The sequence below is a fragment of the Holdemanella sp. MSK.7.32 genome, from assembly GCF_024460475.1.
In the GTDB taxonomy this organism is placed as follows: Bacteria; Bacillota_I; Bacilli_A; order Erysipelotrichales; family Erysipelotrichaceae; genus Holdemanella.
Genome location: NZ_JANFYN010000005.1, coordinates 26,216 through 49,204, shown reverse-complemented (window position 1 = coordinate 49,204; position 22,989 = coordinate 26,216). Strand labels below are relative to the sequence as shown.

The following is a 22,989-nucleotide window of genomic DNA, read 5'->3' as shown; positions in this document are numbered from 1 at the left end:
CTTTTTATTTTATTGCCTTACTGTAGGGGAGCGCCTAGAGTATAGAAAACAAGCGAGGGAGCCTGAATTGACAGGATGAGAGAGGACTGTTTGTCTAATACCGAAACCACAGATGGTTTTTTGCGTGTTTTCTAGGCCATCTGTATCTGTAGGAGGTAGTATTATGAATAAACACAATTACTTATTAAGCTTAGTCTTTTTTTCAATGATGGTAGCTGTTGGAGTAGTCATTTCTCCAATCTTACGTGTAGAAGGAATGTGTCCTATGGCACACTTGATTAATATCACTATGGCTGTATTTATGGGGCCTTGGTATTCATTTCTTTGTGCTTTAGCTATTGGTTTAATTCGTATGACAGTTATGGGAATTCCACCATTGGCTTTAACGGGTGCTATTTTTGGAGCTACGCTATCAGGCATCTTATATCGTGTAAGTAAAGGAAAAATCTGGGCTGCCGTACTAGGTGAAGTCATTGGTACAGGTTTAATTGGTTCTGTTCTTTCATATCCAGTGATGACATATTTATGGGGAAGAACCGGACTTACATGGATGTTCTATGTACCTAGCTTTTTAATGGGTACAATCATCGGTGGAAGTATTGCGTATGTTTTATTAAAGTCGATGTCACGTAGTGGAATCCTAGAAAATATTCAAAGAAAGTTAGGAGTGCAAAAATTTGTTGAAACAAACGAATAATTTGATTCACTGTATCACAAATCCGATTTCAATCAATGATTGTGCAAATCTTATATTAGCTTTGGGTGCGAAGCCGATTATGGCTTGTCATCCGGATGAAGTTGATGATATCACTTGCCATTCTGCGGCTTTGGCATTAAATTTAGGTAACTTTGATGATGTAAGAGCTAAGTCTATGATGATTAGTGCTCAATGTGCCAAAGAAAATAAAATTCCATTCATTTTAGATTTGGTTGGAGTGGCTTGTTCAACATTAAGATTGAATTATGCCAAAGAACTTGTTTCTTTATATTGTCCAACCGTCATTAAAGGGAACATCAGTGAATGTAAAGCTTTTTATGGAATGACAAGTCATGCGCATGGTGTAGATGCGGATGTTCTTGATGAAGAGAATATCTATGAAAGTGCGAAATGGCTAAAGGACATGGCTTTACATCTTGGTTGTGTAGTTGTTTGTAGCGGCAAGGTGGATGTCATTACAGATGGTAAAGAAGTGAATTTAATTTCAAATGGTTGTGAAATGCTTTCAAGAATTACGGGGACTGGATGTATGTTAAATGTGGCAATCGCTACATTTTTAGCTAGTTATTCTCCATTATTGGCTTGTATTAAGGCAACTTGTTATTATGAAGTAGCTGCAGAAAAGACGAAATGTGAAGGTCCTGGAACTTTCCATATGCATTTTATGGACGAAATCTATAAGCTTACCAGTTTTGATGAATCTTTGTTTAAAATAGAGGTGTTAGAATGAAAAAAGTAGATTATACATTATATTTTATTACCAATTCAGATGGGTATGATGAAGAAACTTTTTTAAATAAAGTAAAAGGGGCATGTCTTGGTGGAGCAACCATTGTCCAGCTTCGTGAAAAGAATAAATCCACATTGGAATATTATGAATTGGCATTAAAGGTAAAAAATATAACGGATGCTTATAACATCCCATTAATTATTGATGATCGAATGGATATCGCAATGGCTGTAGGATGTGGTGTTCATTTAGGAAATGAAGATATGCCAATTTCTGTAGCTCGTAAAATCATGGGAAAAGATTGTATTATTGGGGCTACCGCAAAAACAGTTGAAGTTGCGAAAAAAGCAGAGGCTGATGGTGCTGACTATTTGGGTTGTGGTGCCATTTATCCGACAAAGACGCATGTGAAGACGAAGATTACAAGTGTTGAAACACTGAATGATATTTGTTCGGCTGTCAAGATTCCGGTTTGTGCCATTGGAGGATTAAATAAAGACAATCTTTCTGTTTTAGAAAAGAGTCCTATTCAAGGTGTTTGTGTTGTATCGGCTATTATGGATCAAGAGGATACAAAAAAAGCAGCTGAAGAATTGAAAGAATCGATTCAAAAAATCGTGGCATAAAAAATGCCACTTTTATTTTTGAAAAATATAACCTAAAATAGTAATTATGAGAAAAAGAAAAATATTAGTGCTTTCAATCACTATTGTTGCCATCGCTCTGATTCTTGAAACATGTATATTAAGATATGTAAATGAAAAGAATGCGCAAACAACATCCAATGTATTATTGGATCGTGTGATTGCGGTTCTTGATAAAAATGAGTCGAGTGAAGAGCGGTTTGTGAAATCATTGAAAGATGATTATATAGTTCGTGCTAAGGCCATATCTTATATTGTGGATGCTAAACCGGAAGTAGAATATGATATTGATGAACTTCAAAAAATCGCATCTTTAATGTCCGTGGATGAAATTCATTTAATTGATGAAACAGGAACGATATATTCGGGTTCAATACCTAAATATTTTGGATATAGCTTTGATTCTGGTGAACAAATGGCTTTCTTTAAACAAATGTTAAACAATTATGATTTAACATTATGCCAGGATGTAACACCAAATACGGCCGAAGCTAAAGAGATGATGTATGCGATCACTTGGAATGAATCTAAAACGCATATGGTTCAAGTGGGTATTACGCCAAAGCGTCTTTTAAAAGAGTTGAAACAAAACCAAATTTCAAATGTCGTAGCTGATATGCCTGTGTATAAGGGAATGGAAATTTATGTTGTAAATTCAAAGACGAATATAATTGAGGGAGCTACTGACAAAAATAAAATCGGGAAGAAGATTCTGACTTCTAATAAAAACTATCAATATATAACTCGAAAACACGGAAATTATAATGTATCTGTATCCATATCTGAATCGATGTTTTCTCAAAATAATATCGTAGCGATATTGATTGTCGGTATTTATTTAACTTTAGCTTCATGCTTACTTGTTCTTATGCTTTCTAGAGTATTAAAAGAGAAGTATGAAAAAGAAAAATATATGTATACTTCGAATACGGATGGACTGACGAAATGTTTCAATCGACGTGCGTATGATTCGGATATGGAAAAGTTAGATTTAAATACGGAATGGGCTTATATATCTTTAGACTTAAACGGTCTAAAACAAGCCAATGATTCACTTGGACATAGTGCTGGGGATGAGCTTATTTGTGCGGCTAGTAACTGCATGAAGTTTGCGTTTGCCTCTTATGGAAAGATCTATCGTATTGGTGGAGATGAATTTGTCGTATGGATTCAAAATTCTGTTTCTAATCTAGATTCTATATTACAAGTATTTGATGCGACTGTTCATGATTGGCATGGCAAGTACTCAAATTCGATATCTGTATCGTATGGTGTCGTCAAGTCTTCAGAAAAATCTTTTGATTCGGTTCAAGAAATAAGTAAATTAGCCGATGAAAGAATGTATCAAAATAAAAAGGATTATTATACAACGAGTTGTAATGATGGAAGAAGCTAATGAAAAAGCATCTCTAGGGATGCTTTTTTGTTTTGATATTATTTATTTACGGCTTCTTTTAGAGCTTTGGCAACTTTGAACTTAACAGATTTGCTAGCTTCAATTTGAATCTTTTCTTTCGTTAGAGGATTGAATCCTTCTCTAGCTTTTCTTTCAGTGATTTCAAATTTTCCAAATCCTGCAAGATCCACCGTTTTTCCTTCACTTAAACCTTCAAAGATTTGTGTTAATGCCAAGTCAACAACTTCAGTGATGTCCTTTTTAGATAAGTGAGAATCTTCGGCAATGTTTGAAATGATGTCCTTTTTAGTTAATTTTTCCATGTTTATAAGTCTCCTTTATATCCCTATAATACGCCTTTTTTCACCATTAGCCAACCCATTAGATGAATTGGTTGAACAAATTCGTTGTTTTTAATTAAATCATTGATTTCATCTTCTGTATATTCTTTGACTTCTAAAAATTCTGTCGAATCTAGATGCTGCTTCGATACTTTTTCACAATCATCGGCATAATATAAATACGCATAATTATCCGCTATTGTAGGATTACTAGGAATTGTATAAATATGTTTCCAGTGATCTGAAACGTAGCCTGTTTCTTCTTGTAATTCACGTTTGGCTGCAAGTAATGCACTGTCTTTTTCATCACCCTCAATGCCACCGGCACAAAATTCAGTGGTTACAGATTTAAGTCCATGTCTAAATTGACGAACTGTTATATACTTATCATCTTTTGTTCTTGCGATAATCACGACAAAGTTTCTTCTTGAATAGTTATAGAAAGGGGAGAATTCCTTTCCATCTGGAAGGATAAAAGATTCTTTACGAAAGTCGATCCATTCATCTTGTACAATATGTTCTGTTTTATTTAATTTCCAATTTAAATCCATTTTTATCACCTAGGTAATTATAAACCAAATAAAAAAAATAGTGCAACCAAAGTTACACTATTCATTGACTATGCTTGTTGTGCAATTCCAACGTATCTTGAACTTAATGCAGTCGCTAAAGCCATGTTTGAAACAACGGCTACGATGACTTCAGGAATCATATTTGTTCCGATGACACCAGCCATAACACCGTTCAATGCAGCTTGGCTAATGCCTAAAGCTTGTGAGTATTGAGGACCGAATAAGATAACGATCAATCCTAATACCATGATTGTATGGCATACTGTCGCAACAGCGGCTGCAATACCTGCAGCGACTGGCGTATTCTTTGCGTATTTTTTCGCAAATTTAAATACATAACCAGCAATCACACCTAATAAAATACGTGGAACTAAAGCTATAACTAAACTAAAGAAGTTACCAGAAATACCACCAACTGTGATAAATGGAGAGAAGACAAAGCTTGTGATTCCAGGTGTCATTGTAGCTCCAATGACTGAGGTACATCCAAATACAAATCCTAAGAAAGCACCGGCTGCAGGTCCCATTGTGCTAGCCAAAATAATAACTGGCACGTGCATTAATGTAACACTTAATGCGTTGATACGTAAGTATCCAATTGGTGTTAAATACATGATGATTTCGATGGCTAAAAATAAAGCCAACACGCACATCTGGCGTACTGATAGTTTTGATTTGTTCATATTTCCTCCTACTTTCGTTTCTTTTAAGAATACGATGTAACTAATCAAATGGATGCCTTCATACATAGATTATGGTCCTTAGATCCATATCCACAAAAAAACATCTTTAATAGTTTACAATAAAAAAAAACAGGAATCAAGTCCCTGTTTTAGTTCCAAAAATCGAATGGAAATGTAGAATCATTTTCATCATCTTCATTATTTTGTTGATAATATGAAGAAGAAGGTGTATTGCTTGATGTACTTACATCTTTTCCTTGAAGCATTGTGTTGATTGAATCTTTGACATCGCTGATCGCAATCGCATAGCCCATACCTTCTACATCCGTATCACTTAATTTGGCTGAGTTGATGCCAATCAATTCACCACTCATATTCAATAATGCTCCACCTGAGTTACCTGGGTTAATAGCTGCATCGGTTTGAATATACGATTGTGATTTGTCTGTATCTGAACTTGTTGAAACACTACGATTTGTAGCCGATACAATACCCGTTGTAACACTTTGACCATAACCTAATGCATTACCAATCGCTACGACTTGTTCACCGACTTGTAGTTTGTCGCTGTCTCCAATTGTCGCAATCGCAATTTGTTTTAAAGTATCTGAACTTAAATCTTTCGTTTTGATGGAAATCACAGCTAAGTCACGATCTTCGTCTACACCTTTTACTGTAGCTTCAACATTTGTATTATCCGCTAATGTACAAGTCAAGGTCTTGGCATTTTCAATAACATGATAGTTTGTCAAAATATCGATTTCACCATTCTTTTTATTGATGATCACACCACTACCTACACTTGTACTTTCTTGTTGCGTAAACGGATTGCTTCTTGAGTTATTTCCATACATACTGAAATAATTTTGTACATCCGATACTGAAACATTGGTAATCGATACAATGCTTGGCATACAATTTTTAGCTACTTCACTTATTGTGGATGTAGTCGAACTTGAAGTCTTCACAACATTTGTACTTTGAACCGTTGTATTTTGTTTATTATAGTTATCAACCACATAGTTGACACCTTGAAAACTTCCGGCCGCAACTACACCAAATGTGGCCGCACTCAATACAAGCTTTGTACCTTTCTTTAATAATTTATGATTTGAATTTGGAATTTTTGGCATTTCATTTTTCATGTCCTTGTACCTCCTTATTTACAATACAAGGATATCGCAATAAGCTTAAATGAACTTTAAATTATTCCATATTTGTGTAACCCATTAAATACGTATCCACTTCTTTAGCACACTCTTTACCTTCATGAATAGCCCATACAACTAAGGATTGACCTCTATGACAATCTCCAGCTGTAAAATATTTGTCTTTGACTTGATAAGAATTTGGTTGTGTCACAATCGTATTTCTTTGTGAAGTTTCCAATTTAAAGCTCTTCTTTAAATCATCTTCAACACCAATAAAACCAGCCGCAATCAATAATAAATCACAGTCTAAAATTTGTTCGGAACCATTTACTTCTTCAAGCTTACCATTGTTAAAGTGGACTTTTACCGTCTTGATCTGTTTTAGATTTTTCTTTTCATCTAAAATACATTCCTTAACTGTTGTTTCGTAGATGCGAGGATCCTTTTTAAAGACGGCAATCGCTTCTTCTTGACCATAATCTGTCTTACAGATCTTTGGCCATTCGGGCCAAGGATTACTTTGAAGTCTTTCATCCGGTGCTTTAGGCATCATTTCAATTTGAACAACACTTGCACAACCCTGACGAATGCTTGTACCAACACAATCATTTCCAGTATCTCCACCACCGACAATCACAACATGTTTATATTTGGCAGAAATTTCTTCTGTGTTATCCAACAAATGTTTCGTGGCCTTTGTAAGATAGTCCACCGCAAAATAAATGCCTGAACAATCACGATTCTTTACATTTAGATCACGAGCCTTTTTAGATCCAGTCGCAAAGACAATCGCATCATATTCTTTTTCCAATTCCTTTTTGGTGATGTCTTTACCTACATTCACATTGGTTTTAAAAATGATTCCTTCTTCTGTAAGTATTTCTAATCTTCTTTGAATGACTTTCTGTTCAAGCTTCATATTTGGAATGCCATACATCAATAAACCACCAATACGATCTTCTTTTTCAAAGACTGTCACAGAATGACCTCTTCGATTTAAATCATGCGCAAGGGCAAGTCCTGCAGGTCCTGAACCAATGATGGCGACCTTTTTATCGGAGCGCACACTAGGAACATAAGGTGTCATCCATTTGTTCGTATAGGCTGTTTCAATCGTATACAATTCATTTTCTTTGATTGTGACTGGTTCTTGGTCTAAACCATTCAAACAAGCCTTTTCACAAAGAGCAGGGCATACGCGACCGGTAAATTCAGGGAATGGATTGGTTTTTAATAATCTGGATAACGCTCTTTTGTCGTTGCCATTATAGATTTCATCATTCCATTCTGGAATTAAGTTATGTAATGGGCAGCCTGTCACCATGTTTTTTAACTTAATAGCTGACTGACAAAAGGGAACGCCACAATTCATGCAGCGCGCACCTTGTTTACGTCTTGTTTCTTCATCTAAAAAAGGATGAAATTCATTAAAGTTTGTGATACGAGAAAGAGGTTGGATGGCCTCGTTTTCTTGTCTTTCATATTCTAAAAATCCTGTTGGTTTTCCCATAATCTTTCATCCTTTCTAAGCATGTACTTGTTCAAAAGCCATTAGGCTGGCTTCATCATCATGATAGCCTTTGGCCTTTAATTCTTGAATCAATGTTGTGATCTTTTCATAATCTTTAGGTACGATCTTTTTAAAGTTGGATAATTCATGATTAAGATTTGATAAAATCTTTTCTGCAACATCTGAATTTGTATATTTGTAGTGATTCTTTAATAATTGCGTTAATGTTTCAATATCCGCTTTACCACTTACTTCATACGTATTGACTAATTGTTTATTTAAACGCGTATATAAATCATGGTTAGGATCATAAATATACGCAATACCACCAGACATGCCGGCTGCTAAGTTTTTACCAGTTTGACCTAAAATCACAACGGTACCACCTGTCATATATTCAAGTCCATGATCACCAACACCTTCGACTACAGCACTTGCTCCTGAGTTACGTACCGCAAAACGCTCACCGGCCATACCACGAATATAGGCTTCACCACTAGTAGCACCATATAAGGCCACATTACCAATAATGACGTTTTCATTTGGCTTAAATTTTGCTTCATTTTTTGGCTGAATAATCAATTTACCACCAGACAAGCCCTTACCAAAGTAGTCATTGGCATCACCATGAACATCTAATGTGATTCCTTTTTGTACAAAGGCACCAAAAGATTGTCCAGCCCCACCGTTACAATGAACAGTATATGTATCGTCTTGTAGAGTGTTATTAAATTGTTTTGTGACTACACTGGATAAAATCGTTCCGACTGTACGGTCTGTACTTGAAATTGAGATTGTTTCAGCATGAGGCTTTTTCCCATTGAAATAAGGCTCAAACTTAGGAAGCAATGTCTTCATATCTACCGTTTTTTCAAGTTCAAAATCGTATGTATCTTTTGGCTCATAATGAATATTGTAAGGTGTCATTAAAATGTTAGAGTAATCCATATTCGCATCTTCATCCACTTCTAGATTGTCCGTATGGCCCACCATTTCATTGATTGTGTGATAGCCAAGCTCAGCCATGATTTCTCTTAATTCACGCGCAATAAACAACATGAAATTCATGACATATTCTGGTTTTCCTTTGAAACGCTTTCTTAATTTTTGGTTTTGTGTAGCCACACCAAAAGGACAAGTATCTAGATTACATACACGCATCATCATACATCCCATAGTAACAAGTGGTGCAGTCGCAAAGCCAAATTCTTCCGCTCCAAGTAAGCATGCGATCGCAACATCTTTTCCTGTCATTAACTTACCGTCAGTTTCAATTAAAACACGACTTCTTAAACCGTTCTCGACTAAGTTTTGGTGAGCTTGAGCTAAACCTAATTCCCATGGAAGACCCGCATGATGAATACTGCTTTGGGAAGCAGCACCTGTACCCCCATCATAACCAGAAATTAAGACAACGGTAGCTCCGGCTTTGGCTACACCAGAGGCAATCGTACCTACACCGGCTTCACTTACAAGCTTAACACTGATTCGAGCTTTTGGGTTGGCATTCTTTAAGTCGTAGATCAATTGGGCTAAGTCTTCAATGGAATAGATGTCGTGGTGAGGAGGAGGGGAAATCAAAGATACGCCTGGCGTTGAATATCGAGTTTTCGCAATCCATGGATAGACTTTTTTGCCTGGCAAGTGTCCACCTTCACCTGGTTTTGCGCCTTGTGCCATCTTGATTTGAATTTCTTTGGCACTGACTAAGTATTCTTCGGTGACGCCAAAACGCCCACTCGCCACTTGTTTAATAGCGGAATTCTTTTCGGTACCTAAACGTTCTGGTTTTTCGCCACCTTCACCCGAATTGGATTTACCACCCAATCGATTCATGGCGATGGCCATACATGTATGGGCTTCTTCAGAGATAGAACCATAGCTCATGGCACCTGTCTTAAAGCGTTTTACGATTTCGTATTCACTTTCCACTTCCGATAATGGGATTGAATTTCTTGTCTTTTTAAAGTGTAATTGACTTCTTAAATGGTGCTTTTGATGGTTTGAATTCAATTCATTCGAATATTCTTTAAATAAATCGTAGTCATTGGTTTGTGTAGCTCTTTGAAGTTTCACAATGGTTTCAGGAGAATATAAGTGATCTTCTTTTCCATCACCCTTTCTAAGTTTATGGAATCCAATGGAATCTAGACTTGTATCGGTTGTAAGTCCTAATGGATCATAAGCACGATCATGATGATAGATCAAATCTTTTTCAATGTCTTCTAAAGTAATGCCTTCCACTTCACTAATGGTGTTTGTGAAGTAGGTATCGATGACATCTTTAGAGATTCCAATGGCCTCAAAGATTTGGGCGCCTTGATACGATTGAAGAGTCGAAATACCCATTTTAGCGGCAATCTTAACGATGCCTTTTAAAATGGCTTCATTATAGTCATCAATCGCAATGTTGACTTCTTTATCTAACATATTTAATTGAATCATTTCTTCAATGCATTCATGCGCTAAATATGGATAGATGGCGGTTGCACCATAGCCTAAAATCGTTGCGAATTGATGAACATCTCTTGGTTCACCACTTTCTAGAATGATGGATACATCGGTTTTCTTTTTCGTCTTAACTAAGTGTTGTTCTAAGGCAGACACAGCTAAAAGACTAGGAATGGCCATGTGACCTTCATCGACACCTTTATCGGATAGAATCAAAATGTTGGATCCATTTCGATAGGCTTTATCACATTCAATAAATAAGTTATCTAATGCTTCTTTTAACGATGTGCCACGATAGAATAATAGAGAAATCGTTTCATTTTTAAATCCTGTCTGATTTAATTGACGAATCTTATCCATATCGCGTGATGTTAGAATGGGATTGTTGACCTCTAAGACGGTACAGTTGTCGGATTTATCCTGAAGTAGGTTTCCATCACTACCAATATAGATGGTTGTATCTGTGACAACTTCTTCACGTAAAGAATCAATGGGTGGGTTGGTTACTTGGGCGAAGAGTTGTTTAAAGTAATGGAATAAACTTAAATGATTTTGGGAATAAATTGCCAAAGGAATATCGGTACCCATCGCACTTGTTGGTTCAAGTTTGACGCGGGCCATTGGTAAAATAATATCTTTTACATCTTCATAGGTATAGCCGAAGACTTTATAAAGAATATCCCTTTCATGTTGCGAGTGGATGTGTGTTTTTTTATCAGGAGCTGGTAGATCTTTCAGGTATAATAAGTGGTTATCTAACCATTCTCCATATGGATTTGAAGAGGCATATTCATTTTTAAGATCATAGTCTTCAATCAATTTCTTTTTCTTTGTATCCACAAGTAACATCTTACCGGGTTCAAGTCTTGATTTTTTTACGATTTTCTTTTCATCAATATCCAATACACCCACTTCACTTGATAAAATCAACATGTTGTCGCTTGTTAGGTAGTAACGACTTGGTCGAAGTCCATTACGATCTAAAACGGCTCCGACTTTTTGTCCATCACTAAATAAAATAGCGGCTGGACCATCCCATGGTTCCATCATTGTGGCATAGTAGTGGTAGAAATCTTTCTTCTTTTGATCCATGGTTTGGTGTTTCCATGGTTCTGGAATCAAGATCATAACAGCTTTTTCAAGTGGCATGCCATTCATGACTAAAAATTCTAGGGCGTTATCTAACATGGCAGAATCGGAACCCGAAGTATTGATGATGGGTAAGATCTTATTTGAATTTTCATCCAAGAATTTTGAATGCATACTCTCTTCACGTGCTAACATCTTATTGACGTTGGCACGGATGGTATTGATTTCACCATTGTGGGCAATATAACGGTTTGGATGCGCTCTTTGCCAAGATGGTGTTGTATTGGTAGAAAAACGTGAGTGTACGATCGCAATCGCAGACTTATAGTTTTCATCTTGTAAATCTAAATAGAATTTTCTTAATTGAGAAACGAGAAACATTCCTTTATAAACAATGGTACGACTGCTTAATGAGGCCACATAGGTTTCTTTACAACTCTTTTCAAATTCGCGTCGAATCACATATAGTTTTTGTTCTAGATCTGTATCGCCTTGGACAAAAGCTTGGTAAATGCTAGGCATACAATCTTTGGCTTTTTGGCCTAGGATGGATTCGTCACATGGAACTTTTCGCCAAGTAATGAATGCGCATCCTTCTTGTTCGACAAGTTTTTCAAACATTTTTTTGTGTTGGTTTAAAAGCAGTCTATTTCTTGGCAAGAAAAACATACCGACACCATAGTGTTCGGGTAGTTTAATGTTGTCTTTCTTTAATGTTTTACGAAAAAAGTCATCACTGATTTGAAGGAGAATACCAACTCCATCACCCACTTTACCGCTGGCATCTTTTCCTGCACGGTGTTCAAGTTTTTCTACAATGTGCAATGCTTTGTCTAAGACATCATAGCTTTGTTTACCATCGATTTGGACTACGGTACCAATACCGCAGGCATCGTGTTCGATTTCAAAATTCATAATTTACACAACCCTTCTATTTTCCGCTGTCTCCATAGTTTGATAAATAACGAGCACTCGGATCGTTGACGTTACATCCTTGCCAGTTTTTATTTGGCATCCAGAAATCTTTGATCATACCTGCCTGTTCAGGGTAGTAAGATTCAAAAATTTCACGATATAATAGAGATTCTTTTGTGAATGGAGTACAGAATTTGTATTGTTTGATTTTTTCTTCAAATTCAGCATCTGTATACTGCTTTTCGGCATATTCTTTAATATCATCACTTAATGAGTGACCGACCGCATCGGAGAAGGCGGCTTTTTCTCGCATTAAGATATCGTAAGGTAGAATTTCGTCTTTTTCAAAGGCATGACGAAGCAAATATTTTCCTTTATTGTACGTATTCATTTTCTTTTGTGGATCAATAGCCATAACGTATTTGACAAAATCTAAATCGCCAAAGGGAACACGGGCTTCAATGGAGTTTGTGGAAATGCATCGATCAGCTCTTAATACATCGTACATATACAGTTCATGTACACGTTTAACACTTTCTTGTTGGAATTCTTGGGCGCTTGGGGCAAAATCTGTATATTTGTAGCCAAACAATTCATCACTGATTTCTCCAGTTAGTAATACGCGAATGTTACTTTGTTCATGAATGGCTTTACAGATAAGATACATTCCAATGCTGGCGCGAATGGTTGTGATGTCAAAAGTAGCTAAAGTTTGAATGACGGGTTTGATCGCATTTAAGACATCTTCTTTATTGATAATGATTTCATGGTGGTTAGAGCCAATAAAGTCAGCGACTTCTTTGGCATATTTTAAATCAATCGCATCTTCTTCCATTCCAATCGCATAGGTTTCAATAGGTTTATTGAGTAATTTTTGACTGATGGCACATACTAGACTTGAATCTAATCCTCCACTTAAAAGGAATCCAAGTGGGGCATCGGCATCTAGTCTTTTCTTAACGCCTTCCACTAATTTATCGTGAATATTGGAACAGATGGTTTCAAGATCTGAAGTGATTACTTCATCAACTTTAGTAATGTCTAAGTAACAAGTGAATTTGCCATCGGCATAATAGTGTCCTGGAGGGAATGGAAAAATTTGTTCGACAATGGAAACTAGGTTTTTGGCTTCAGAGGCAAAGACAATATTATGATTTTGATCATAGCCATAAAATAATGGACGGATTCCGATTGGGTCTCTGGCGGCAATAAAATCGTTTTTCTTGGCATCATAAATAATGCAGGCATATTCAGCGTCTAGCTTTTTAAACATGTCTAATCCGTATTTTTCATAGAGTGGTAGAAGAATTTCACAGTCGCTTTGCGAAATAAATGTATAGCCGGATTTTTCGAGTTCCGATTTAATGTCTCGAAATCCATAGATTTCGCCGTTACATACCACATAATTGCCATCTCTAACAAATGGCTGCATGCCTAGAGGACTTAGTCCCATGATGGATAGTCTTTGAAAACCTAGATAGCCGCATCCGACTTCTTGAATTCTTTCATCGTCTGGACCTCTTGTATATGTCGCAAGTAATGCTTGATGAATGGATTCTTTACTTACTTTTAATGATTTATATCCAATAATTGTACACATAAATTACATCTCCTTTATAGACGGAAAAACCGGGCGTATGCCGGTTTATTGAATTCCAAATAATAATTTTCCATATGTTGGAAATGGCCAATCACTATTAGAAGTAATGACTTCAAGTTCGTCGCATGGTTTTCTTAATGAGGCCATATCTTGGATAATGAAGTCTCTTACATAGAAGGCTGATTTTTCAAAATCATCAATTTCATGTAGTTTTTTAACATCCTTTTCAAGTGTCATCATAGCTTGGTAAGCTTCGGTTAAATATTCACTGACTTTTTTAGCCGTTTCAAGTTCATAGATTAAGTCGATACCGATGGCTTTTTTATTTGCGATTGTATCTGTCAATTCTTTAGAGAACTTACTTGCAGCTGGTAAAATGTCTTTTTTCGCAATATCTAACATTGTCAATGCTTCAATGTTGATTTGTTTTTCGTATTCATCCATTAAAATTTCATATCTTGATTCCACTTCTTCTTTAGATAAAACTTTTTGTCTTTCAAATAGGGCAATGTTTTCATCGGTTTTGAAGTATGGAAGAGCATCTGGAGTTGTCTTTAAGTTTAATAAGCCTCTAGATTCTGCTTCTTTAACCCAAGAATCATCATATCCATTGCCATTGAAGATAATGCGCTTGTGGTTTTTGATTGTATCTTTGATCAAGGCATGTAATGTGCTTTCAAAATCATCGCTAGCTTCAAGAATGTCCGCAAATTTTTCGATTTCATCCGCAATGACTGTATTTAACACAATATTGCATCCGGCAATACTTGAGTTAGATCCGGGCATTCTGAATTCGAATTTGTTTCCGGTAAAGGCGAATGGAGAAGTACGGTTACGATCTGTTGAATCTTTAGGGAATTTAGGAAGAACGGTTGCTCCAATCTTCATCAATTCTTTTTCTTTTCCATCATATGGTTTATCTTCTTCAATGGCCTTTAATACAGCGGTTAATTCATCACCTAAGAAAATAGAGATAATAGCTGGAGGCGCTTCGTTAGCACCTAGTCGGTGATCGTTACCTGCAGTGGCTACACTTAATCGTAATAAGTCTTGGTGTTCATCTACAGCTTTAATAATAGCGGCTAAGAAGACTAAAAATTGTGCGTTTTCATGAGGTGTATCGCCTGGTTCTAGTAAGTTGATTCCTGTATCTGTAGATAAAGACCAGTTATTATGCTTACCACTTCCGTTGATGCCTTCAAATGGTTTTTCATGAAGTAGTGCAACCAATCCATGTTTTTTCGCAACTCTTTGAATCAATTCCATTGTCAATTGGTTGTGGTCTGTTGCGATATTTGTCGTTGTAAAGATTGGGGCTAATTCATGTTGAGCAGGGGCTACTTCGTTGTGTTCAGTTTTTGCCAAGATGCCAAGTTTCCATAACTCTTTATTTAAATCGGACATGAATTCTTGAACACGACTTTTGATTGTTCCAAAATAATGATCTTCCAATTCTTGTCCTTTAGGGCATGGTGCACCAAATAATGTACGTCCTGTATAGATCAAGTCTTTTCTTTGTTCATAATATTTCTGGTCAACTAAGAAATATTCTTGTTCAGGTCCGACGGTTGTTTTAATGGTTTGAACATCGTCATTGCCAAATAATTTCACAATACGTAAGGCTTGTTTATTAATGGCCTGCATACTTCGAAGTAGTGGTGTTTTCTTATCTAGGGCGTGTCCTGAGTAAGAGCAGAAAGCGGTTGGAATACATAGTACGCCGTTTTTAATAAAGGCATAGCTTGTTGGATCCCAAGCCGTATATCCTCTTGCTTCAAATGTGGCTCTTAAACCTCCATTTGGAAAACTTGAGGCGTCTGGCTCACCTTTGATTAATTCTTTTCCACTAAATTCCATGATGACTTTGCCATCTTTATCGGGATTGATAAAGCCATCATGCTTTTCAGCTGTAACTCCTGTCATTGGCTGGAACCAGTGTGTATAGTGTGTTGCACCTTGTTCTAGGGCCCATTCTTTCATAGCGTGGGCTACCGCGTTTGCGATTTTGATATTTAACTGTTTTCCATCGTGAATGGTTTTTTCTAATTCACGATATGTATCTTTTGCGAGCTTTTCTCGCATAACAGATTCATCAAAAACTTTACTTCCAAAAATTTCTTCTACGATCGATTTCATAATGGCTCTCCTTTACATAAAAAAAGGGCAAGGACACTAAAAAACTAGGGTTTGACCTATGTTTTCTTTGGCGTCCTTGCCATGTATGCATTCATTATAAACAGATATTTTGTGTTGTCAATGAAAAAATGTAAAAAGATTTGAAAACAGAATGAAAATAGTGTATTAATTATTCGAGGTGAATTGTATGACATATGAGGATGTATTAAATTTTTGTGAAGAACAAGACGTTCGATTTATTCGTCTTTCTTATTTTGATATGTATGGTACACAGAAAAATGTTTCTGTTTTACCAACCGAATTAAAAAGGGCATTTGTGGAGGGAATTAGCTTTGATGCCAGTGCCATTGATGGTTTTCTAGATGAAGTGCATAGTGATCTATTCTTATATCCTGACCCGAACACTATGAGTATCTTGCCATGGCGCAGTATGGATGGAAGTGTTATTCGTATGTATTGTGATATTAAATATCCGGATGGGACGCCTTTTGAAAGGGATGTGCGTTACATATTAAAGAAAGCGGTCAATAAAGCGAAAGAAATGGGAATCAGTGTTAACTTTGGTTCAGAATTTGAATTCTATTTATTTAAGCAGGATGAAGATGGAGAAAATACCTATGTTCCATTGGATCATGCGGGGTATATGGATATTTCGCCATTAGATAAAGGGGAAAATGTTCGTCGTGAGATTTGTTTAACATTATCGGAAATGGGAATAGATCCAGAGGTTTCGCATCATGAGATGGGTCCTGGGCAAAATGAGATTGATTTTCGTTATTCAAGTGCTTTACAAGCAGCGGATAATGCGGCGACATTTAAGTGGGTTGTTGAAGCTATTGCGAATATGCAGGGTTTAGTAGCTGACTTTTCACCAAAACCTTTAGAGGATCAGCCCGGTAATGGAATGCATATTAATATGAGTGTGGATCAACATGAAGAGTTGTTGATGCCTTTTATGGCGGGTATTTTAAATCGTATTGAAGAGATGACAGCCTTTTTAAATCCGACAAAACACTCCTACAAGCGTTTAGGTAAGGATAAGGCGCCAAGCTATATTTCCTGGTCGTATCAGAATCGTAATCAATTGATTCGTATTCCGGCTACGCATTCGACAAATCGTATGGAGTTAAGAAGTCCGGATTGTAGCTGTAATATTTATTTGGCCTATGCCTTATTGATTTATGCCGGTTTAGAGGGGATTGAAAAGAACATGGTACCCGATCCTTGTACGGATATTGTATCGAGTGATACAAAAAAGCTTCCTCAAAGCTTAAAAGAGGCAAAGGTAAAGGCTTTGAATTCGGATTGGGTAAAACAAGTTTTAGGAAAAGATGTAGTGGATATTTATGTTGGGTAAGTGCGTATGGAGGCAAGTAAAGTATTAGTACTTGGAAATGAGAATTTCTTAGCTTTATTAAAAAATACGGCCAATTATCAATATGTGCTGTCAAAGACATATAATGATGCGTTAAATAAGTTGAGAAATACGCATTTTGAGATTGTTGTGATCTTATATTCGCAAACGACAAGTGGGCTTTTAAATTTTGCGAAGAGTTTAAATACACAAGTTCTTTTGGTGTGCAATAAGGAAATCTATGATCAAGTTTCATATCAGTGTAAAGATAGTGGTATAATAGTTCTGTCGTATCCCATCAAGAAGCAGTTGTTGTATGAAGCATTTCAGATTCTTATGAGTGTGAATAGGCGAATCCAGCTTTATGAAAAGAAGATCAGTAAGCTTGAACAGAAATATTTAGAGTTGAAGATGGTGGATCATTGTAAGTTGGTTTTGATTTCAAATTATCATTGGAGTGAAGACAAGGCGCATCACTATATTGAAAAGATAGCGATGGAGCAGAATAAGACGAAATTCTTGGTGGCTAAAGAGTTATTAGAGGAGTTTCAAACATGAAAAAGATTCAAAAGACCAATGCGATGCGTTTTTTAGATCAGCATAAAGTGGAATATGAAGCGCATACGTATGAACATAAAGAGGGGGATCCCGTAGATGGTGTGCATGTTGCGAATATGTTACATCAGCCAGTGGAAGCTGTGTATAAAACTTTAGTTACACAGGCAAACACAAAGGAATATTTAGTGTATATGCTTCCAGTTGAAAAGGAACTGGATTTAAAGAAGTGCGCAAAAATAGCTGGAGTCAAATCTTGTGAAATGATCCATGTGAAGGATATCAATAAGATTACGGGCTATATTCGTGGTGGTTGTTCTCCATTGGGTATGAAAAAACAATTTCGTACCTTTATTGAAAAGGATTGTTTAAATCAAGATAAGATCTATTTTAGTGCAGGTAAGATTGGTATGCAGATTGAGATGGATCCAAAGACATTGATGGATTTAATTCATGTTCAAGCAGGCGATATCACAAAGGAGTAACATATTATGTGGGCGAATGAGAGTGTATTTTATCAAATCTATCCTTTTGGAGCTTGTGGAGCGCCATTTGAGAATGATCATGTTTTAGAACATAGAATTCATAAATTAGAGGATTTTATTCCTCATTTAAAGAAATTAAACATAGACTGTATTTTATTGAATCCAATTTTTGAAAGTCGTACGCATGGCTATGATACAACGGATTTTAAAACGTTAGATACAAGATTGGGTACCAATGAAGACTTAAAGGAAGTTGTAAATCAATTCCATGAAAATGGTATTCAAATTATTTTAGATGCCGTGTTTAATCATGTGGGACGTGATTTCTTTGCATTTCAAGATGTATTAGAGAAGAAGTGGGATTCACCTTATAAGGATTGGTTCTATATTGATTTTAATGGAAACAATCACTACAACGATGGCTTCTGGTACCAGGATTGGGAAGGTAATGACATCTTAGTGAAGTTGAATCTTCAAAATTCACAAGTAGTAGAATACATTTTGAATGTAGTGGATTTCTGGCAAGAAGAATTTAAAATTGATGGTTTAAGATTGGATGTCGCCTATTGTCTAGATAAAAACTTCCTTCAAACATTACACAATCATGTAGATAGAGATTTCTTCCTTTTAGGTGAAACTTTACATGGTGACTATAATCAATGGATGAATGAGAATATGTTAGATTCTGTCACAAATTATGAGTGTTATAAGGGGTTGTATTCGAGCTTTAATTCAGCTAATTTCTATGAGATTCTTTATTCATTGAATCGTCAATTTGGCAAAGATCCATGGTGTTTATATACGGGTAAGCATTTGTTTAACTTTGTGGATAATCATGATGTAGAAAGAGTTGCGTCGATTTTAGAGGATAAAAAACAATTGCCTTTAATTTATACGATGTTGTTTACTATGCCAGGTATTCCATGTATCTATTATGGCAGTGAATGGGGTATGGAAGGTACAAAAAATTGGAATGATACGGATCTTAGACCGGAAATCAAAGTGTTTGAGTGGAATGAATTAACGAATCGTATTCAAAAGTTAATCAACTTGAAACATAATCATTCCGCTTTATCTTATGGAGACTATACACAGATTGGTATCACAAATACGGCTTGTATTTATCAAAGACAAGATGAAAAGGAATGTCTATGGATTTGTATGAACATGAAAAATGAAGCTCAAACATTAGGCTTTAATGGTCAAGGTAATTTCATCGACATCGAAACAAATGAAGAGGTTCCTGTTAATAACTCACTTGAGTTCAAGCCTTATGAAGTAAGAATCTTAAAAAGATCGAGCGATTAAAGTCGCTCGATTTTGCATATGTGTTTTCTTGTTTTCTTGTCGTAAGTAATACCAACGAGTATTAAGTTGTCTTTGTATTTTTCTAAAACAGAAGGATACTTTTTTTCTTTGATTTGTGTAATGGCTGTATTTATATCTTGGTTCCATTTTAATTCAACCAATATGGCTGGCTTATCTGTTTTAGGGATAAAGGCTAGATCCGCAAATCCTTTGCCGGTTGGAAGCTCTCGAATCACAGTATAGTGATCTCTTGCGGCATAGTAGGCAAGATCAATTGTATAGCTTAACGCATTTTCATCATTATATTGAATGTGGCTAGTTTCTAGATGGGCTTGTTCAATATAATCAGCTACTTTTGTTTCGTTCATATTAAACGTAGCATCTAATAAGTTTCGTGAATTTTGAATGGCTTTTGTGGTTGCGTCCCAATTTGAATTTTTAATGGATGTAAAGAATGAGTCGCTGACTTCCTTGTTTGGAATGTAGCATGTTTGATCTTTTTGGTTGTATCCCAAATATCCTAAATGAATCAGTAATGTAAGAACATCATCTTTTGAACCAAATGTGGACATATCGTTTTCAAATGAAGATGTGTCGATATATACTTCTTTTCCTGCCATCATTTGAATAATATTGTCTTTTAATCCATCAAAGTTTAAATCGATATATATTTTTAAAGCTTCAAAAGATTCTGTTTTAGTCCAATAATTTGAAAAATCATGTTTTGAAATAGCTGCAACTACAGATCTTGGTGAAAAAGTTGAGATGGTGTCTGTCATATGGTATCCATCATACCAATCTTTCATTTTTTGATAATCTACATTGTGCTTTCGACATAAATTCGATACTTCTTCTTCGGTAAATCCCATGTAGTTTGCCAGTGGTTTTGATTGCGTCATAGATATTTCATCAAACATATTTAAGGCACTGTGAGTTCCGTATTTTTTGATTGGTAATATTCCTGTCATGTAACACATTTCAATATAATTCTTATCTTTTAAAAGGCTTCTTAAGAAATCTAAATATGTTTCTTGTGCAGTTTTGTCTTCTTTGAATTCTCTGAAGATACAATCCCATTCATCAATAATAAAGATAAATTTATTTTTTGTATACGCATAGACTTCATTGAATGCATCGATGATTTCGGTTTCAGTTATGACATCTTTAAATTCAAATTTCAAGTCTTTTAAAATCATTCGATTTATTTTAGAAAGCATTTCATCAATTGAATTTGTGGTACTTAAAAAGTCTTGTATGTTTAAATGAATCAAATTGTGCTTGTTTAAATGTTCAAGAAAAGAAGGACAGTGATTGATATTTAATGTATTAAACAAGTCTTTTGAATTTGTACCCTTTGAATAATAAGCTACCAACATATTCGCATCTGTACTTTTCCCAAATCGTCTTGGACGAGTTACACAAATACAATCATTAGAAGTATTTATAGCTTTATTTGTGTATTCAATCAATAATGATTTATCTACAAAGATGGGACTGTTACACAATCTTTCATATCGATCACTATCTGGATTTAAATAAATGCCCATAGTTGCACCAACTTTCTTATACTATTCTAACATATCATATATGGTATAATGACTAAGACAAGAGGTATTTGCGTATGGAAAATTGGATTCGAAATCAGGATTCGTTTTATGTAACGAAAGATGATCAAAAAATAAATTTTAGTGATGATTACATCAAGTCAGAAGAAAGAGTGACAGGCTTAGGTAAGGGTATTTATAGTACTTATAAATATTTTGATACATATATCTGGAAAGAAGATAGTACGAATCATTATTATTTTGAGTGGATACCTAAAGTGTATGAGAATATTAAAGAGGTACATTTTCCCGATAGTTTTGTATGTGAAGACAAGGATGGTTATTCAACCATTCCTTATATGCAAGGTTTATTGATTCCCAATCGTTATGAGTATGATTATAGTCATATTGCCTTTGATGGTCAGTTTACTAGTTGTGCTGCCTATATGCCTTGGCTTAGTCAAACCAATAATGGAAAAGGGTATATCGCAATCAATGAAACGCCTTGGGATTCTAAATATACAATTGATCATGATGATAAGGGAACAAGACTTCAATTTGTATGGTTAACAAGTCTAGGTAAGATGCGATATAAGCGTGTTGTTCGATATTCTTTTGAATCGAATATGGATTATAATCGTGCTGCTAAGATTTATCGAGAGTATGTTAAAGAAACCGGTTTATTTAAGAGTTTAAAAGAGAAAGAAGTAAATCTTCATAAAATATCAGATCTTCAACAGTGTGCTGTTGTACATACGGGTATTAAGGCACATACGGAAAAGGATTCTAGATTCTATAATGGGCAAGAGGATGTAATTCATTCTTTTGATTCGGTAAAAGAGATGATTCAAAGTCTTCATGAATTTGGTTCACACAAACTATATCTTCATTTGGATGGCTGGGCAGATCCTGGCTACGACAATTGTCATCCGGATTATTTGCCGGCATGTATTGAAGCTGGTGGATGGGCTGGTTTAAAAAGACTTCAACAGAGTTTAAGTGCGTCTAATGATTTGTTTGGCTTACATGATCAGTATCGTGATTATTACTATACGGCCAAAACGCATGATGAAAACCAAGCTATTCAATTAGAGGATGGTAGTGTGTATGAGCATGCCAATTGGGCTGGTGGAAGACAGAATTATTTGTGTGCAAGTCTAGCACCGAAGTATGTAAAAAGAAACTACACTGAAATCTTAAAGCATATTGATTTGGATTGTGTGTATTTAGATGTTTTTTCTTGTAATGAAATGGATGAGTGTTTTAATCCAGAACATTTGATGACAAGAAAAGAGTGCATGGAATATAGAAGGGCTTGTTTTCAATATATGATCTCAAAGGGAATCATTCCTTCAAGTGAGGAGTGTAGTGATTGGGCAATGCGAGAACTTGTATTTTCGCATTATGGTCCTTATGAGTTTATGATGAAAGATGAAAATGAGAAGAAGATGGGTATACCTGTACCTTTATTTAATCTTGTGTATCATGATTGTTTTATTTTGCCTTGGCCAATGGATCAAAAAAATGAAGACTACATGTTGTATGCATTACTAAATGGTGGTATTCCATATGTCGTAAGGAATGCACCTTATGATAATGTGGATGGTAATTTTGGAAGTGATGGTTTGTCCATAGAGGACAGAATTACTAGAGCCAATATTGTTCTAGATTTTTATCAAAAAATTAAAAATGAAGAAATGGTAGAACATAAAATCATCAATGATCATGTTCAACAGACCACTTTTAGTAATAACATCTCAGTTGAAATCAACACAAAGGAGAACACGTATAGAATTGTATGAAAAGA

Annotated in this window: 18 protein-coding genes; 9 read left to right on the top strand and 9 right to left on the bottom strand. The window is 35.6% G+C overall.

Annotated features, from left to right (window positions below):
• Window positions 1-163 precede the first annotated feature (163 nt).
• From thiW to NE544_RS02125, 4 genes are read left to right on the top strand one after another with little or no spacing between them, the layout of a single operon-like run.
• Window positions 164-697: an energy coupling factor transporter S component ThiW gene (gene thiW / locus NE544_RS02140; RefSeq protein WP_040466267.1), complete on the top strand. Its 534-nt coding sequence runs from the start codon at window positions 164-166 to the stop codon at window positions 695-697.
• Complete coding sequence (gene thiM, locus NE544_RS02135) at window positions 678-1,448, top strand: hydroxyethylthiazole kinase (RefSeq protein ID WP_256268162.1); 771 nt, start codon at window positions 678-680, stop codon at window positions 1,446-1,448. Before thiW ends, thiM begins: the two co-directional genes overlap by 20 nt.
• Entirely contained in the window at window positions 1,445-2,074 is a 630-nt protein-coding gene (gene thiE / locus NE544_RS02130; RefSeq protein ID WP_256268161.1) for a thiamine phosphate synthase, read from the top strand. Before thiM ends, thiE begins: the two co-directional genes overlap by 4 nt.
• Window positions 2,075-2,120: 46 nt before the next feature.
• A complete protein-coding gene (locus NE544_RS02125) occupies window positions 2,121-3,488 on the top strand; it encodes a GGDEF domain-containing protein (protein ID WP_256268160.1) in 1,368 nt (455 codons plus the stop codon).
• Between the two features lie 38 nt (window positions 3,489-3,526).
• On the opposite strand, the gene NE544_RS02120 is transcribed toward NE544_RS02125, so the two are convergent.
• From NE544_RS02120 to NE544_RS02085, 8 genes are all read right to left on the bottom strand, one after another.
• Window positions 3,527-3,811: an HU family DNA-binding protein gene (locus tag NE544_RS02120; protein WP_118114251.1), complete on the bottom strand. Its 285-nt coding sequence runs from the start codon at window positions 3,809-3,811 to the stop codon at window positions 3,527-3,529.
• A gap of 23 nt (window positions 3,812-3,834) precedes the next feature.
• Window positions 3,835-4,380 carry an NUDIX hydrolase gene (locus NE544_RS02115; RefSeq protein WP_256268159.1) on the bottom strand — a complete coding sequence of 182 codons (546 nt, stop codon included), beginning with the start codon at window positions 4,378-4,380 and terminating at the stop codon, window positions 3,835-3,837.
• Between the two features lie 68 nt (window positions 4,381-4,448).
• Window positions 4,449-5,084, bottom strand: a complete 636-nt coding sequence (locus NE544_RS02110) for an ECF transporter S component (protein ID WP_040466264.1) — start codon at window positions 5,082-5,084, stop codon at window positions 4,449-4,451.
• Between the two features lie 149 nt (window positions 5,085-5,233).
• Window positions 5,234-6,229 carry a S1C family serine protease gene (locus tag NE544_RS02105; RefSeq protein WP_118114254.1) on the bottom strand — a complete coding sequence of 332 codons (996 nt, stop codon included), beginning with the start codon at window positions 6,227-6,229 and terminating at the stop codon, window positions 5,234-5,236.
• A 61-nt stretch (window positions 6,230-6,290) separates the two neighbouring features.
• On the bottom strand, window positions 6,291-7,745 hold the full coding sequence (locus NE544_RS02100; protein WP_256268158.1) for a glutamate synthase subunit beta: 1,455 nt from the start codon (window positions 7,743-7,745) through the stop codon (window positions 6,291-6,293).
• A gap of 15 nt (window positions 7,746-7,760) precedes the next feature.
• On the bottom strand, window positions 7,761-12,200 hold the full coding sequence (gene gltB, locus NE544_RS02095) for a glutamate synthase large subunit (RefSeq protein WP_256268157.1): 4,440 nt from the start codon (window positions 12,198-12,200) through the stop codon (window positions 7,761-7,763).
• 16 nt (window positions 12,201-12,216) lie between these two features.
• Window positions 12,217-13,800 (bottom strand): asparagine synthase B, encoded by a 1,584-nt coding sequence (gene asnB / locus NE544_RS02090; protein WP_256268155.1) that lies wholly within the window; start codon window positions 13,798-13,800, stop codon window positions 12,217-12,219.
• 45 nt (window positions 13,801-13,845) lie between these two features.
• Window positions 13,846-15,936 (bottom strand): glutamine synthetase III, encoded by a 2,091-nt coding sequence (locus NE544_RS02085; RefSeq protein WP_256268153.1) that lies wholly within the window; start codon window positions 15,934-15,936, stop codon window positions 13,846-13,848.
• 187 nt (window positions 15,937-16,123) lie between these two features.
• On the opposite strand from NE544_RS02085, the gene NE544_RS02080 reads away from it, so the two are divergent.
• Genes NE544_RS02080 through NE544_RS02065 form a run of 4 tightly spaced genes read left to right on the top strand, consistent with a single transcriptional unit; the run spans window position 16,124 to window position 19,638 of the window.
• Window positions 16,124-17,293: a glutamine synthetase family protein gene (locus NE544_RS02080; RefSeq protein ID WP_256268152.1), complete on the top strand. Its 1,170-nt coding sequence runs from the start codon at window positions 16,124-16,126 to the stop codon at window positions 17,291-17,293.
• Window positions 17,294-17,299: 6 nt separating this feature from the next.
• A complete protein-coding gene (locus NE544_RS02075) occupies window positions 17,300-17,848 on the top strand; it encodes an ANTAR domain-containing response regulator (RefSeq protein ID WP_256268151.1) in 549 nt (182 codons plus the stop codon).
• Window positions 17,845-18,330 (top strand): Cys-tRNA(Pro) deacylase, encoded by a 486-nt coding sequence (gene ybaK, locus NE544_RS02070; RefSeq protein ID WP_118114261.1) that lies wholly within the window; start codon window positions 17,845-17,847, stop codon window positions 18,328-18,330. Before NE544_RS02075 ends, ybaK begins: the two co-directional genes overlap by 4 nt.
• A 6-nt stretch (window positions 18,331-18,336) precedes the next feature.
• Window positions 18,337-19,638: an alpha-amylase family glycosyl hydrolase gene (locus NE544_RS02065; RefSeq protein WP_256268150.1), complete on the top strand. Its 1,302-nt coding sequence runs from the start codon at window positions 18,337-18,339 to the stop codon at window positions 19,636-19,638.
• Here the strand turns inward: NE544_RS02065 and NE544_RS02060 are convergent.
• On the bottom strand, window positions 19,635-21,185 hold the full coding sequence (locus NE544_RS02060; RefSeq protein ID WP_256268149.1) for an AAA family ATPase: 1,551 nt from the start codon (window positions 21,183-21,185) through the stop codon (window positions 19,635-19,637). The genes NE544_RS02065 and NE544_RS02060 overlap by 4 nt on opposite strands.
• Before the next feature lie 74 nt (window positions 21,186-21,259).
• Between NE544_RS02060 and NE544_RS02055 the strand changes: the two genes are divergently transcribed.
• Window positions 21,260-22,984, top strand: a complete 1,725-nt coding sequence (locus NE544_RS02055) for a DUF5696 domain-containing protein (RefSeq protein ID WP_256268148.1) — start codon at window positions 21,260-21,262, stop codon at window positions 22,982-22,984.
• The last annotated feature ends 5 nt before the right edge of the window (window positions 22,985-22,989 follow it).